We start from the raw sequence: 14,207 nt of genomic DNA, 5'->3' as shown, positions 1-14,207 counted from the left end.
AACCTTTTGCCGTCGGCACCGTTCGGTTGCCGCTGCCCCTCTCGGGCTTGAAGGGACAAAGGTTATCGCCAGCATACCACGAACCTCTCGTCCCCAAAACTCCCATGGTCCCGCCTAGTGGAGTGTTCGGTCGTAATTGAACCGAAAACGGTGGAATCGCGGTCGTCGATCGAGCCATTCGGATATGGGATCGGGCGAGGCCGTCAGATCGACGACCAGGTGTCGTGCACGTATCCTCTCGTTGGACAGGTCTCGCCAATCGAACGGATTCACGGGGCGGAACGTCCAGATGCCCGCTTCCCGGCGAGGAATCATGCGGAGCCCGCGACGGTCGGCAAATTCTCGTTCCAAATACTCGGGCGGAAGCTCCACGCGGCTGAAAGCCAAGGGAGGTCTGCCGAAAACGCACAGTGACATGGGGACCCGGCACGTAGCGGACAAGGATTCCAATTGTCGGCGATCCGCTTCACACGAGACGGCGACGCAGCTTGCTCCGAGGCGACGGAGGACGCCCGCGGCGAGACTGTTTAGGACGGCCAAGCCGGGGCCGGCTTCCAATGCCATGCCGGACTTTCTGGCCAGGTGCCATGCTCCCCAGCTATTGACCTCCAAACCGCACCGAGCTTTGCGGCACCGTTCCATGAGCCGAATCATGTCATCGAGGTACGGTTCAAAGCACACCGGAGGCGTGGCGATGATCAGACGACGCTTGCGACACGCCGCCGCAAGTTCCGGAATTTGTTCCGGATCGGCGTTTTCCACGATCACGTCCACTCCGGAAACTTCCGACACGAAAGCCGCCACTTGATCGGCCGCCAGACGAACGCGATTGGGCATGGACCCGAGCGCTCGATTGTTGGGGTTGTTGTCGCCGGGTTTCCCGAGCCATTCCTCGATTTCCGTCGGCGGTTGCCACGCCGCTTGCCGATTTTCGCTGCGTTTGGCTCGAAAGATTTCGGCGGCCAATCGCTCCACGGCGGCGTTCGCCGTCCGCGGTACCAAGAGATAGTCCGGCAGGTCGGTTCGCAGCGCTTCGGCCGACACGCCGTGAAAGGTACGGGAGGCAACGGCTTCCAGGAGTTGCGAAACCGGAATCGCCTTGTGAGGTCGAACGATTCGAGTCTTGGGGTATTGCCACTCGGCTGTCCATTTGCCCCACTCCACGCGACAGCGGATCTCGGAAAGCTCGCACAGGATTTCGAAGATGAAGCCGCGGCCGTTTTCAGTTGCACCGGTTTGCGGCGGCGATTCACGCGAAGGCGTCTCATCGCCGTCGGTCGGCGCATCGGAAAACGGTGTCGCCTCGTCCTCTCGGGAACTTAGCCGCCCTGAATCCGTGCCGGTCAAATCGGAGTACATGCCTTCCAGGAATCCGGCAGTCAACTTGCGCCCCGTATAGTCGGCCAAGCGCGCGGCCTGCTCGGCAAGATAACCGGCATCTTCGCCGTCCAGTGCTCGCCGATAGAGCGAGACGGCGGTCTCGACCCAGCGGGCGTTCTTCAATCGTCCTTCAATCTTCAGCGCAGTGACTCCGGCTTGGTGGATGGCCGTCATTTGCTCCAGCGTGCACAGGTCGTGCATCGAGAGCGGATTTCCCGCCGGTTCGCCTGAGACCGTCCACGGCACGCGGCAGGGGCTGGCGCAGGTGCCGCGATTGCCGCTTCGTCCGCCGACCCAGCTTGACATCAGGCATCGGCCGGAGACGGAAAAGCAGAGAGCGCCTTGGGCGAAGACTTCGGTTTCGATTTGGTGGGGCGCTGCGGTCGCCCGAATTTCCTCGAGAGACATTTCACGCCCAAGCACCACGCGACTGAATCCCAACTCGGCGGCTGCCGCCACATCCGCGGAATTGACCGTCCCGGCTTGCGTGCTGAGATGGAGGGGCAACTGAGGAAGATGTTTTCGGATCGCGAGAACGGCAGGATCGCGCACCAGGACGGCGTCAACTCCGGCGTCCGCAGCGCAGCGAAACGCCTCCAGAACCCGCGGCAACTCGCGCTCGGCGAACACGGTGTTGAGCGTCAGATAAACCTTCGTGCCGTGCCGATGAGCATAGGATACGGCTTCTCGAAGTTCTTCCGCAGAAAAATTGCGGGCGCGCCTCCGCGCGTTGAAGTCGCGCAGACCCAGGTAAACCGAGTCGGCCCTCGCCCTTACCGCCGCTTCCAAGCACGATGGATCTCCCGCCGGTGCCAAAAGCTCCACGCCTCATTCCTCTCTCAATGTGCAACTGCGCGAGCTACTCTTTCACATCCGCCGGCCTATTGCTATTCGAAAGGGGCCTGCCGGGGACGATCACGCCGAGGCGGAACCGCTTTCGGCGGTCCTAGACTTCGCCTCTTCGGACAAGAGTTGGTCGATCACCATCATCAAGCGCGGCGCGTCTACGTGGTCGCCCACGAAATGCGTCACACCGAGTCGCCGCGCTTTGACCTGATTGTGATCGGGATCATAGACGCCGAAAGTGATGATCATGACGCAGTGCGTCGGCTCTCGGCGAAGAATATCCTTGACCTTCTGGATGAAGTCGGCGCCTCCCATGTCGGGCAGGAGATTCGCCACCAAGATGGCCGCATAATCCCCTTCCGGTCCGGTGGCTCGAACCATGCGCAACCCGTCCGCTCCCCGCCCGGCCGTTTCGACCAGACCGCCGCCCGCCGAAAGGATACGATCGACATCGGTCCGAACGGAAGGGTTCTCGTGGACGATCAAGAAGCGTTTTCCCGTCAATCGTCGCGACTCTTGAGTTTCCGGCGGCGTGGGGGTTGCTTCCGTGGGCGGGAGCGTTTCGCCGACTTTCCAGACGACTTCCTTAATGCCGCGGGCCGCCCGAATGATTTCTCGCACTTCGTTGCGCAATCTTTCCCGCAACTCTTCCGCCAACGGGAGCATCTCCGGCGTTTCCAAGCGTTCCCACAATCGCGCCGCGGTATTGGAAATGGTCTCGACGGGCTGAGCGATCGCGGCGTGAACCGCCTCCAACATGCTGCTGCGGGCCTGCTGTTCCTCGACCGCGATCAAATCCAAGGCGTTGAGCGCCACCACGAGATCGCGCGAGAACAACTCCAAGAACAGACGGTCCTTTTCGTTGAAGTCGCGAGGCTTGTCGCTCTCCACGTTGACGGTGCCGATGACCGTCTTTTTCCGCAGTCCGGCTTCATACTTGATGAGAGGAACCGTTAGCGAACTGCGAGAGGTACCGGTACCCGGCAAGTAGAGACCGTCGGTCAAGGTATCATCGCAGATGTACGAGAGGCCGGAGGCGGCGACGTAGCCCGTGATCCCACTGCCGGAGAATTCGACGTACAAGGTTCGATTGCTGGCCGCGTCGCTCATGCCATCCGCAATCAACTGTACCAGTTTCATCCGTCCGGTCGAAGGTTCCGGCGTAACGAGCCGAATCTCGAACACCTTGAAATGCAGGACGTCGCGCAAAAAACTCAAGCAGCGTTCTTTTAATAATCCGATCCTCTGCTCGGATGTACGGTGGATCAAATCCTGAGGTGCGATCTCGGCCAGTTGCAGGCCGGCCTCATAGATCACGTTCAGTCGTTGCCACGGTTCGCGCTCCTCGGTGACGTCTCGCAGTACGGCCAGAGCACACGAGGGGGGCCCTTCGCCGACGATGCGAGGAACGACCTCCAGGAGCAGAATCTTGCCGTCCGGGGTGGCGAGGCTGGTCGAGGTTGTACGGCGTTGACGAAAAGCGAAACTCAGCGGAGCGAAATCCGCGTGCAGAAGGCGGACATTGGGGAACAGGTCTCGGTAGAACTGTTTTCCGACCAAGGGCGCTTCCGCTTGTGACAACACTTCGGCTTGCCGATTCGCCCAAAGCACCCGGCGACCGCGATCGACCATCACCAATCCTGCCGGTACATCTTCCAGCACCGGACAAGGACGGCACGCCGAGTCCTCGGCGGTTTGAGGCGGGGCGGTTTGGGCATTCAAAAGGTGAGTGGGGCAATCGGTCTGATCGCAACACGGATTCGGCGGAGGCGATGGGGACTCGGGAGAAGGGAACATAGGACGGGACCTTGAGCTGATGCTTAGCCGAACCCGCCATAAAGATGCCGTGATTGCTTTCGCTCATTCCTGCGGAAATCGCGCAAACATCACACTTCGATTCGGCCGCGGACGGTTCTTGACCGCTTACTCATTCTAACGGCGACAGTCGATCTTGCCAACGAAGCCGAAAGCGTCATTCGAGAACTGCGATGAAGGGCCGCGAAAATCGGGATCGCCCGGTCGCTTTGCGGCAATGATGGCAATCGGTTCGCAAGGGCAACGCTCGGACGGAGAGTGCCGGGGTGTGCGTAGCCGCTGATTCTGCGTGAGCACGTACGGGAGTGGATGTGAACGGTTCGACGGTTTTCACAGTTGCCGATTTCGATTGAGAACTGTGGCCGACGATTGAGTCGGCTCAATGCCTTCTTGCGAAGATTACGGCCCAGCTTTGTCCTTCGGGCCGCTACGATCGTTTCGAACGTCAAAACGTGTGGATTCCGCGATCCGTGCGGCGGGCGGCGCCGATGACAACACAAGGCGGTGGCGCCGTCGTCGGTGCCGGCTTCGGTATGGAGCAAACATTTCCGCGAATGTGCTCTCCCATGCTTCCGGGGAGTAGCCGTCGCAATGCTCGGCAGAATCGGAAAAAGATCACGCTGAAGAAAAGAACGACGCTTGCGCGAAGAGGGTCGGTCGAGCAGCACAGCGTCTCTCTTCGGCAAGCGGTGATGTTGGACTATCGGCAGTCGAGGAGCCTTCTGGGGAGGACTCGGAAATGATGCGAGCGTTTTTTCTCGCCGTGGGTTTGTTCGTGGTGTTTTTGGGGGTACAGACGCTCGGTGTTCAGCGTTTTACCCTCAAAACGCGGGAAAGCGCCCCACCGGTCGCCGCAGCGAGCGACGCAACGCCGGGTGCAAGGCGCGTTTTGGAACCGAAACCTTGGGTTCCCTGGAGTTTGATGTCCACCGGGGCCGTGGTTTCGTTGTACGCGGTCACATGGTCGTTGGGACGCAAATGACGACTTCGGCACCGTGATGGGATCGCGGTCGATCTTGACCAAGGAAACGGCGCACGGGCCGGCTTTTTCGACGAGGTGGACTGGATGATGCGGCGGACGCGGATTATCTTTTCGACCTCGGGGCACGGTGCCATCCGCGACCTGACGCCGGACATCAGGGAAATCGTTCGTAATTCCGATATCGATGCCGGTGTCGTGCATGTCTTTGCGGTAGGTAGTACTGCCGCCGTGGGGACGATCGAATTGGAACCGGGTTTAGCGAAGGACTTGCCGGAAAACTTGGATCGACTGATCCCCCCCGGCAGGCACTATGGGCACGAGCAAATGTGGCACGACGGCAACGGGCACTCGCACTTGCAGGCGACGCTTTTGGGGCCGTCCGTGGCCATACCCATCGAGGAGCGAGAGTTGCTTTTGGGACAATGGCAACAGGTATTCCATCTGGAGTGCGACGTTCGGCCTCGTCAGCGGACCGTCATTGTGACCGTTTTGGGAGGATAAGGTTCGGACTTGGAACGGCGTCGGACCTTGCCGCTCTCTCGTAGCTGACGTCGGCGAAGCTCTACAGGATCGTCCGCCGCCCGTTCACGCGACATAATATTCACTTTCGACTGACAAGAATCGGTCCGGTTCGTTGCATCCGCTAGGCACGGCACGGTCGGCGTGCCTAGAATCAAGGATTCCCAAGTCGTTCAGTCGCAATAACGACCCTTTCGGTCAGGGGACGCTATGCGGCATGACGGGGACAGGGACTGTTGGAACCGCTAATGGTTCCGGGTTCCCTGCCGATATGGCGCCGCCGACTTCTCGGGACGCAAACGCTTTGAGGTCTGAATTGCGGAAAAGGAGCGCCGTCCTTGCTACGCACGCACAACTGTGGTGAATTGCGTTTGGAACATTCCGGTCAACAAGTGATCGTTTGTGGTTGGGTCGATACCTACCGCGATCACAAGGGCGTCCTTTTTGTCGATCTGCGCGACCGTTACGGAAAGACGCAAATCGTCTTCTCGCCGAATCCGGATGCGCCCGATCAAGACGGCGCCCTCATGGACACGGCCAGGTCGCTGCGGTCGGAATTCGTGATTCAAGTGAAAGGTGTCGTGGAACGGCGACCTGCGGGAACGGAGAACCCGAAGTTGGCGACGGGCGAAATCGAAGTCCGCGCCCTGGAATGTCAGATTCTCAACCGCAGCTTGACGCCGCCCTTCATGCCGAGCGCTCCAGACCTGCCCGGCGAGGAGGTACGACTGCGATACCGCTATATCGACCTTCGTCGCCCGGAGATGCAGCGGACGCTTCTTCTCCGCCATCGTATGATCAAGCTGATGCGTGACTATTTCGACGTCCACGGATTCGTCGAGGTGGAAACGCCGATGCTGGGTCGCAGCACCCCCGAGGGTGCTCGCGACTATTTGGTGCCCAGTCGCGTTCAACGGGGAAGTTTCTACGCCTTGCCGCAATCTCCCCAGCTTTACAAGCAGATACTGATGGTGGCGGGATACGACCGCTATGTTCAAATCGCTCGTTGCTTTCGCGATGAAGATCTCCGCGCGGATCGGCAACCGGAGTTCACTCAACTGGACTTGGAAATGTCGTTCGTGCAGGCGGATGACGTGATGGCGGTGGTTGAGGGACTGATGGAGCGTCTCTTCGGTGAGGTGTTGGGCATCCCCCTGACCCTGCCGTTACCGCGGATGACCTACGACGAGGCCATGGAACGTTTCGGCCACGACGCGCCCGACCTTCGCTTCGGAATGGAATTGACGGACGTCACGGACATCGCCCGGGAGTGCGATTTTCGCGTCTTTCGCGAGTCGGCGGAAAACGGGCAGCGGGTACGCGGCATCAATGCCAAGGGCGCCGCGGCGGGCTACTCTCGCAAGAACCTCGACGATCTGACCGAGTGGTTGAAGCAGGATTTCGGGGTTAAGGGCTTGGTGTGGTTCAAAGCGGACGCGGACGGCAAGCTCAGTTCTCCCACGGCCAAGAACTTCAGCGAATCGCACTTGCAACGAATAGCGGAGCGTCTGGAGGCCCGACCGGGAGATTTGTTGCTCTTCGTAGCGGATGCCTTTGAAATTACGTGCCGCGCTTTGTACGCATTACGAAAACGATTCGGTGCGGAGTTGAAGCTTTACGACCCCGCGACCATGCACCTCTCGTGGATCGTGGAATTCCCCATGTTCGCGATCGACGAAGAGACGGGCGGGTGGACGGCGATGCACCATCCCTTCACATCGCCTCGCCCACAGGATCGCCAACTGTTGCGGGACGATCCGGCCAAGTGCCGAGCGCAAGCCTACGACTTGGTCCTGAACGGTTCCGAAGTCGGCGGGGGCACCGTGCGAATCCACGATCAGGAACTCCAGCAAGAGGTATTTCGCTTGATCGGGCTGGATCCTGCGCAGGCCCAAGACCGCTTCGGCTTTCTGTTGGAGGCGCTGCAATACGGTGCTCCGCCGCACGGGGGGATCGCGTTGGGAGTCGATCGCTTGGTGGCGATATTCTCGGGCGCAGATTCGATTCGCGACTGCATCGCTTTTCCGAAGACACAGCGCGCCGTGGATTTGATGACAGGCGCCCCCGGTGAGGTGGATCCCAAACAATTGAAGGAATTGGGCATCCGGATCGAGAAGTAGTTGCGACGCGGGAAGGCGCCTGCGCGCTTCCGGTGATCAGAGATTGCCAACGGCGCATGAGGTTGCCGTCATAGTTGGACGGTGTCCTATGCGGCTATAATCGTGTTAATTAAATGGCGGATTGGTAATGGCCGGTGCAGTCGTCGGGCTACAATGATTGCGACGGCAGAGGGCGAAATACCGAGATATCCCCTTAAGGAGGATACGCGAATGGCTGGGTCGGCGTTGCGAGTATTTTCTTACGGGTGTCTGCTGGCAAGTTTGGTGATCGTCGGTTGCAATCGCCCCGCTACGGATGGGCCTAAGATGTCGCAAATGGACGGCGGCGTTGAGTCGCCTGTTGCACCTCAAACGCCGCCGGGACAGCCAGTTCCCCCCGACTCCGACACGACCGGGGAGGTAACCCCTTCCCCGCCCATAGGGGAGCAACCCAAGATCGACACCGCCGATGCTGCCGATTCACCTCTTCCAGGGGTTGTGATGGCGGCATCCGATCGAAACGCCTGCAAGGTTTTCGTCGGTGATCCGTTTCCGTCCTTCGACCTGAACGACGTGGCTGGACAGTCGCATTCGCTTCAAGGCTCATTGGGCGGAAAAGGAACCGTCATCGTGTTCTTTCAACTCGGCGACGACGCGATGAGTCGACTTCGCGCCGAAAACCTGCTTCTCGACATTCAGAGCGACGTGGCGTCGCAATACTCGGCCGAGGAGATCGCCGTTCTTGGGATTTGCGTGGGAGAGGCCTCTCCCCAATTGGACGAGGTGCTGAAAAGCGCAGCGGTGACGTTTCCCGTTCTGGTGGATGCGAACGATACGGTTTTGACACAATTGACCACAAAGAAGCCGCCGTGCCTATATGTGCTCGACGGCGCAGGAAAAGTGGCGTGGATGGATATCGAATACGGTCCGGCGGTCCGTAAGCAGTTAAGCCAGGCGGTGAAAACGTTGGCGGAACGTTGACCTCGGCCCGGTGTCGGCGGGCGAAGCGAACGCCGAGATCAAGTTCACCCCATGTTGCGGCTCTTGAAGGGCCGGTTGAGCGATGACGAAGATACTCGTCCTCAATGCGGGGTCTAGCAGCGTCAAGTTTGCCGCATTCGATTGGGACCGGTTGACCCTTCAAGCGGGCGGCATCGTCGAGTTGAACGGTTCGAGCGATTCCGCCCGAATACGCATCACTTGGCCGGAGCACGATCGAACTGATGAAGAATTGCCGGTGCGAGGTTACCGGCAGGGTGTGGTTGCTGCATTCCGCTATCTCGAGAGCCGCGGTTTCTTGCGATCCGGCGATGGAGTAGCCGTCGTCGCCCACCGGCTGATTCACGGTGGAGAATCGTTACGCGAACCGGTCGTCATTGACGATCGTGTCAAGCAGATCATTTCGCAGTTCACATCTTTGGCGCCATTGCACATACCGGCGGGATTGGAAGCCATCGCGGCGGCGGAGGAAGCATTTCCCCAAGCACTGCAAACCGGCGTGTTCGACACAGCGTTTTTCGCCGACATTCCGCCGGCCGCCTACCTCTATCCAGTGCCTTACGAATGGTATGAACGTTGGGGGATTCGCCGGTTCGGTTATCACGGAACGAGCCACGCCTACGCCATGGAGCGCGCGGCGGAGATGCTGGGGCGACCTCCCGCCGAACTTCGGCTTATTACCTGTCACTTGGGGCAAGGCTCATCGGCGACGGCAATTCAGGCGGGCAAGGCCGTCACGAATACGATGGGCTTCACTCCGCTGGAAGGGTTCATGATGGGGACCCGATCCGGGACGATCGATCCCGGATTGATCACGTACGTCCAAAAGATCGCGGGACTCTCGGCGGATGAGATCGAGGATATCCTGCATCGCAACTCGGGATTGCTGGGCGTGTCAGGAATCTCCGGCGATTTTCGCAAGGTGGAAAAGGCGGCCAAGAGCGGCAACGATCGGGCGCGATTGGCTTTGGAAATGTACGCTTATCGGGTTCGGGCGATGCTCGGTTCTCTGGCGGTGACCATGGGCGGTGTGGACGCCTTGGTTTTCACCGGCGGAATCGGTGAAAACGCGGCGGGACTGCGATGCGACATCTGCCGCGGCCTGGAGTGCCTCGGATTGGAATTAAACGAGGCGGCCAATGCGCAGGCCTCGCCGGACTGCGATGTTTCTCGCGAGGAGTCGCCGGGACGAATTCTCGTCGTGAAGAGTCGAGAGGACCTTCTGCTCGCCCGGGAAGGGAAACGCTTGGCCGTCCAGCGCTTGCATGTGCCGCCTCGCTTGGGCTAAGCTTGGCTTCAACGGCGAACTACTCGACGGTTTGCGTTGAACCGCCCAAGGTTTCCAAGGGTCCGATCATGATTCGCTTTCGAAGTTTCGTGCGGCGGATGCGTGCCTTCCCAATTTGGCTGCCGTTGTTTATAGTTATCGCGGCCTCCGCGGTAGGAGGTCTTGCGTCGGCAATGGAAGGAAAACACGAGATGCAGGTGACTCAATCGGTTTTCGGAGTTGCGCGAGATGGTTCACCCATCGAGCTTTTCACCCTGGAGAACGCCGGCGGCATGGTCGTTCGAGCGATGACCTTGGGTGCCACGCTGACGGCGGTCGAAGTTCCCGATCGGACGGGAAAGCGGGATAATGTCACCCTCTATTTGGAGACGGCGGAAGAGTACGTCAAAGGCCACCCGTGTTTCGGATCCGTTTGCGGCCGATATGCCAATCGAATAGCGCTGGGGCGCTTCGTGTTGGACGGTGTCGAGTACCGATTGGCCCAAAACAACGGCCCGAATCATCTTCACGGCGGCATCGAGGGTTTCCATAAAAAGAACTGGACGGGCCGGGCCGTTGAAGGGGACGGATACGTTGGAGTGCGATTCTCGCTGGAAAGTCCCGACGGTGATGAAGGCTATCCCGGCAAGTTAAGGGTCGCGGTGACGTACCGGCTGACTCCCGACAATCGCTTGATCATGGAATACGAGGCCGAGACGGATAAGCCCACCGTGGTGAATCTGACGAATCATGCATACTGGAATTTGGCCGGGGCGGGCGAGGGAGACGTGTTGGCCCACCTGCTGCGGATCAATGCAGACCGATATTTGCCCGTCGATGCAACGTTGATTCCGCTTGGTCCGCCGTCCTCGGTGGAAGGCACGCCCTTCGATTTCCGGCAAGAGAAAGCGATCGGAAAAGACATTGGACGTACGGACGGCGGCTATGACCATTGTTTCGTGCTCAATCGCACTCAAGTCGGCGGCTTGGAGTTTTGCGCCGCCTTGCGCGATCCTAAGAGCGGTCGGACGATGGAGGTCTTTACGACGCAACCGGGCGTGCAAGTCTATACCGCAAACGGTTTGAACGGCAGCTTGGGAGCGGCGGGAAGGTCTTATCCGAAGCACGGCGCCGTATGCTTGGAAACCCAACATTTCCCGGACTCCCCCAACCGCCCCGATTATCCCTCGACGGTCCTGCGCCCTGGTGAGAAGTACCACGAGGTGACGGTTCACCATTTCTCCGCGGATTGACGACAAACGGCCGATAAAGGATCGGTGCCGCGACTCCTCCTTGCCGGTTGAGGTTGGATTGCCTATTGGACCGTAGCTTGCACGCGAACGGTCTTGGTGCTGCTCTGGCCGAGTCCGGCGTTCTTTACAGCTTTGCTTTGCGGCTGGCTGAGCCTACTTCGCGGTCGGGTGTGGGCTTTCGCGCTAGTGTGCTCCCCTGCACCCCGTCGGCAGTGGACTTCTCCGCTTCGCAAGCGTCCGATATGATGGACCTTTGGTCGCGCGGAACTGGAAAGGATCGCTTGGAGCCGACGCTCCGCTTCAATTTGTGTGCTTGGAACGTGCGATGAAAACCGACGAACTTCGAGAAAAATACTTGACGTTTTTTGAATCCAAGGGCTGCGTCCGCCGCCCGAGCGATGTGTTAGTTCCGCGGTGGGATCCCTCGGTGCTTTTCACGCCGGCGGGCATGAACCAGTTCAAGGACCACTTCTTGGGGCGGTGCAAGCTGGAGTTTACGCGGGCGACGACTTGCCAGAAGTGCTTGCGGACGGGGGATATCGAAAACGTGGGGCGAACCGCCTATCACCACACGTTTTTCGAAATGCTGGGGAATTTCAGCTTCGGAGATTACTTCAAACGAGAGGCCATTCATTGGGCTTGGGAATTCCTGACTTCCAAGCAGTGGCTCGGATTGGACCCCGAGAAACTTTCGGCAACCGTTTACGTGGACGACGACGAAGCCGCGGCGATATGGACCGAGGAAATCGGGCTTCCCCCCGCCAAAGTGACTCGCATGGGCGAGGACGAAAACTTCTGGCCGGCCAACGCACCGAGCCAGGGTCCTGACGGCGTTTGCGGTCCGTGTTCCGAAATCTACTACGAAACCCCTTGGGGTAAGGTCGAGATTTGGAATCTCGTTTTTACCCAATTCAACCGCGTAGGACCTCCGCCAAATAATCTGCGACCGCTCCCTAGCAAAAACATCGATACCGGAATGGGTTTGGAGCGTACCGCCGCCGTCTTGCAAAACGTGGAGTCGAATTTCCATATCGACATCCTACGACCTTTGGTGGATGCCGCGGCCGAAGTGTGCGCCACGAGCTACGATCCGGGATCGGATTTCGGGCGGCGGTTGCGGCGCATCGCCGATCACATTCGGGCTTGCGCGTTTGCGATTCACGAAAACGTGACGCCGGGGCCGAACAAGCAAGGCTACGTCATCCGCCGCTTGTTGCGACGGGCGGTGTTGGACGGCAATCGCATGGGTGTGAAAGATCCGTTCCTGCATCGCTTGGTGCCCGTTGTTGCCGAAGTCATGAAGGTCCCCTATCCCGAGTTGGGCGAGACGGTAGGACGCGTTTCGGCCGTGATCAAGGCGGAGGAGGAGAACTTCCTGACGGTCTTGGAGACGGGCCTGGAACGCATCGAACGCATGTTTCGCGATATGGAAAAATCGCATCGGGGCGTCGTTTCCGGGAGCGAAGCCGCGGAACTGTATCAAACCTACGGATTTCCGCCCGAGTTGTTGGAAGCCTTGGCCGCCGAACGGAATCTGGCCTTCGATTGGGAGGGATACCGCCGAGAGATGGAACGCCACGGTATCGAATCCGGGGCGGGCCAGAAGAGAGAACTCTTCTATTCCGGACCATTGGACTCGTTGAAAAAGGCCGGTCTGGAAAGCCAATTCGTCGGCTACGAGGCCGCGGTCGTACCGGATGCCAAGGTCATCGGCATCATCGTCCAGGGCAGACTCTCCGATCATGTCGAAGCGGGCGGTTCGGACGATCCCGTCGCGGTGGTTTTAGATCGAACTCCCTTTTACGGCGAAATGGGCGGGCAAGTCGGCGATCACGGTCGCCTAAGCTCCGACGATGCGCTCTTTGAGATTCAAGACACCAAAGTCGAAAGCGGATATACGGTCCACTACGGAGTATTGCGCCGGGGTGAGTTGCGATTCGGGCAAGTTCTCAAGGCGGAAATCGATGTTCCTCGGCGCGAAGGCATCCGGCGAGCCCATACCGCGACCCACATCCTGCACTACGCTCTACAGAACGTGTTGGGCAAGCACGCTCAGCAGCAGGGTTCCAAGGTCGACGACGATTGGCTGCGATTCGACTTCTCCCATCACGCTGCCGTCACCAAAGAGGAACTGGATCGGATCGAGGGAGAGGTCAATCGGCGAATTCTGGAGGGGGCCCCGGTGCAGGTCGCCTTCATGCCGCTGCCGGAGGCCCGGAAAATCGGCGCGATGATGCTCTTCGGCGAGAAGTATCCCGATGTCGTCAGGGTCGTTTCAGTCGGAGAGTACAGTCGAGAATTGTGCGGCGGAACGCATTTGGAGCAAATTGGCAGGATCGGGCTTTTCAAGATCGTAGCCGAGGAGAGCGTGGCGGCGGGGACGCGTCGCATCACCGCATACACCGGCCTTCGCGCCTACGAATTTGCACGCGATACCGCACGTACTCTGAGCGAGGTCGGCGCCTTGCTGAACGTTCCGCCTCATGCGGTCGCCGAGCGGGTCTCGGCGGCGCTCCGCGAGTTGCGTCAATTACGCAAACAAGCCGCGCACGGGGGACAAGCGGCGACAATTAGCGTGGAACAACTGCGACAATCAGCCGAGACGTTCGACGGCGTGACGCTGATCGTGGCCGAGGTCCCGGATGTCGGGCCCGAGTGGATGCGTCAGGCGATCGACGGGTTACGGCGCAACCAAAAGGGCGTCGCCGTCATGCTGGGGACCGCCGACAAGGAGGCGGGCAAGGTGACGCTGATTGCCGGGCTTTCGGCGGACCTGGTTCAACGCGGGGCCGATGCGATAGCCTGGGTTAAGGCCGCCGCCAAACAGGTACAAGGCGGCGGAGGCGGGCGTCCGGACCTGGCTCAGGCCGGAGGCAAGTCGCCCGAAAGGTTGCAAGACGCGCTCTCCGGCGCCAAGCAATTCATTCGAGAGAAGCTCAGCGCACACGCTTAAGCTAAGCCGTAGAATTCCTGGGATTGGGATTGCTCTTGAGTGATCCAAAACCATTTCCGGACGCCCCGCCGCGTTTGAGCATCGCACGGTGGGG

Annotated in this window: 9 protein-coding genes; 7 read left to right on the top strand and 2 right to left on the bottom strand. The window is 59.7% G+C overall.

Going from position 1 to position 14,207, the window contains the following annotated elements; translation table 11 throughout:
• Positions 1-114: 114 nt before the first annotated feature.
• Both ACYQ6J_RS01055 and ACYQ6J_RS01050 read right to left on the bottom strand, forming a co-directional pair.
• Positions 115-2,205 carry a peptidase U32 family protein gene (locus ACYQ6J_RS01055; RefSeq protein WP_460182337.1) on the bottom strand — a complete coding sequence of 697 codons (2,091 nt, stop codon included), beginning with the start codon at positions 2,203-2,205 and terminating at the stop codon, positions 115-117.
• A gap of 90 nt (positions 2,206-2,295) precedes the next feature.
• Positions 2,296-4,023, bottom strand: a complete 1,728-nt coding sequence (locus tag ACYQ6J_RS01050; protein WP_460182336.1) for a GAF domain-containing protein — start codon at positions 4,021-4,023, stop codon at positions 2,296-2,298.
• Positions 4,024-4,780: 757 nt separating this feature from the next.
• Here ACYQ6J_RS01050 and ACYQ6J_RS01045 point away from each other — a divergent pair.
• From ACYQ6J_RS01045 to alaS, 7 genes are all read left to right on the top strand, one after another.
• Entirely contained in the window at positions 4,781-5,023 is a 243-nt protein-coding gene (locus ACYQ6J_RS01045; protein WP_460182335.1) for a hypothetical protein, read from the top strand.
• Between the two features lie 84 nt (positions 5,024-5,107).
• Positions 5,108-5,524 (top strand): secondary thiamine-phosphate synthase enzyme YjbQ, encoded by a 417-nt coding sequence (locus tag ACYQ6J_RS01040; protein WP_460182334.1) that lies wholly within the window; start codon positions 5,108-5,110, stop codon positions 5,522-5,524.
• Between the two features lie 356 nt (positions 5,525-5,880).
• Complete coding sequence (aspS, locus tag ACYQ6J_RS01035) at positions 5,881-7,662, top strand: aspartate--tRNA ligase (RefSeq protein WP_460182333.1); 1,782 nt, start codon at positions 5,881-5,883, stop codon at positions 7,660-7,662.
• A 210-nt stretch (positions 7,663-7,872) separates the two neighbouring features.
• Positions 7,873-8,622 (top strand): TlpA family protein disulfide reductase, encoded by a 750-nt coding sequence (locus tag ACYQ6J_RS01030; RefSeq protein WP_460182332.1) that lies wholly within the window; start codon positions 7,873-7,875, stop codon positions 8,620-8,622.
• 82 nt (positions 8,623-8,704) lie between these two features.
• Positions 8,705-9,928 carry an acetate/propionate family kinase gene (locus ACYQ6J_RS01025; protein ID WP_460182331.1) on the top strand — a complete coding sequence of 408 codons (1,224 nt, stop codon included), beginning with the start codon at positions 8,705-8,707 and terminating at the stop codon, positions 9,926-9,928.
• 173 nt (positions 9,929-10,101) lie between these two features.
• The gene (locus ACYQ6J_RS01020) at positions 10,102-11,160 is read left to right on the top strand and encodes an aldose epimerase family protein (RefSeq protein ID WP_460182330.1); all 1,059 of its coding nucleotides are present in this window, start codon (positions 10,102-10,104) and stop codon (positions 11,158-11,160) included.
• A 325-nt stretch (positions 11,161-11,485) separates the two neighbouring features.
• Positions 11,486-14,113: an alanine--tRNA ligase gene (alaS, locus tag ACYQ6J_RS01015; protein ID WP_460182329.1), complete on the top strand. Its 2,628-nt coding sequence runs from the start codon at positions 11,486-11,488 to the stop codon at positions 14,111-14,113.
• The last annotated feature ends 94 nt before the right edge of the window (positions 14,114-14,207 follow it).

The organism is Thermopirellula anaerolimosa (assembly GCF_054657335.1).
The sequence above is the reverse complement of the archived record's forward strand: the minus strand, read 5'-3'. Positions and strand labels throughout refer to the sequence as shown.

What these genes read in the sequence shown, in the direction of transcription:
- ACYQ6J_RS01025 (WP_460182331.1), top strand. Translation starts at nt 8,705, where the DNA reads ATGACGAAGATACTCGTCCTCAATGCGGGGTCTAGCAGCGTCAAGTTT.
- ACYQ6J_RS01045 (WP_460182335.1), top strand. Translation starts at nt 4,781, where the DNA reads ATGATGCGAGCGTTTTTTCTCGCCGTGGGTTTGTTCGTGGTGTTTTTG.
- ACYQ6J_RS01020 (WP_460182330.1), top strand. Translation starts at nt 10,102, where the DNA reads ATGGAAGGAAAACACGAGATGCAGGTGACTCAATCGGTTTTCGGAGTT.
- ACYQ6J_RS01040 (WP_460182334.1), top strand. Translation starts at nt 5,108, where the DNA reads ATGATGCGGCGGACGCGGATTATCTTTTCGACCTCGGGGCACGGTGCC.
- ACYQ6J_RS01030 (WP_460182332.1), top strand. Translation starts at nt 7,873, where the DNA reads ATGGCTGGGTCGGCGTTGCGAGTATTTTCTTACGGGTGTCTGCTGGCA.
- alaS (WP_460182329.1), top strand. Translation starts at nt 11,486, where the DNA reads ATGAAAACCGACGAACTTCGAGAAAAATACTTGACGTTTTTTGAATCC.
- ACYQ6J_RS01050 (WP_460182336.1), bottom strand. Translation starts at nt 4,023, where the DNA reads ATGTTCCCTTCTCCCGAGTCCCCATCGCCTCCGCCGAATCCGTGTTGC.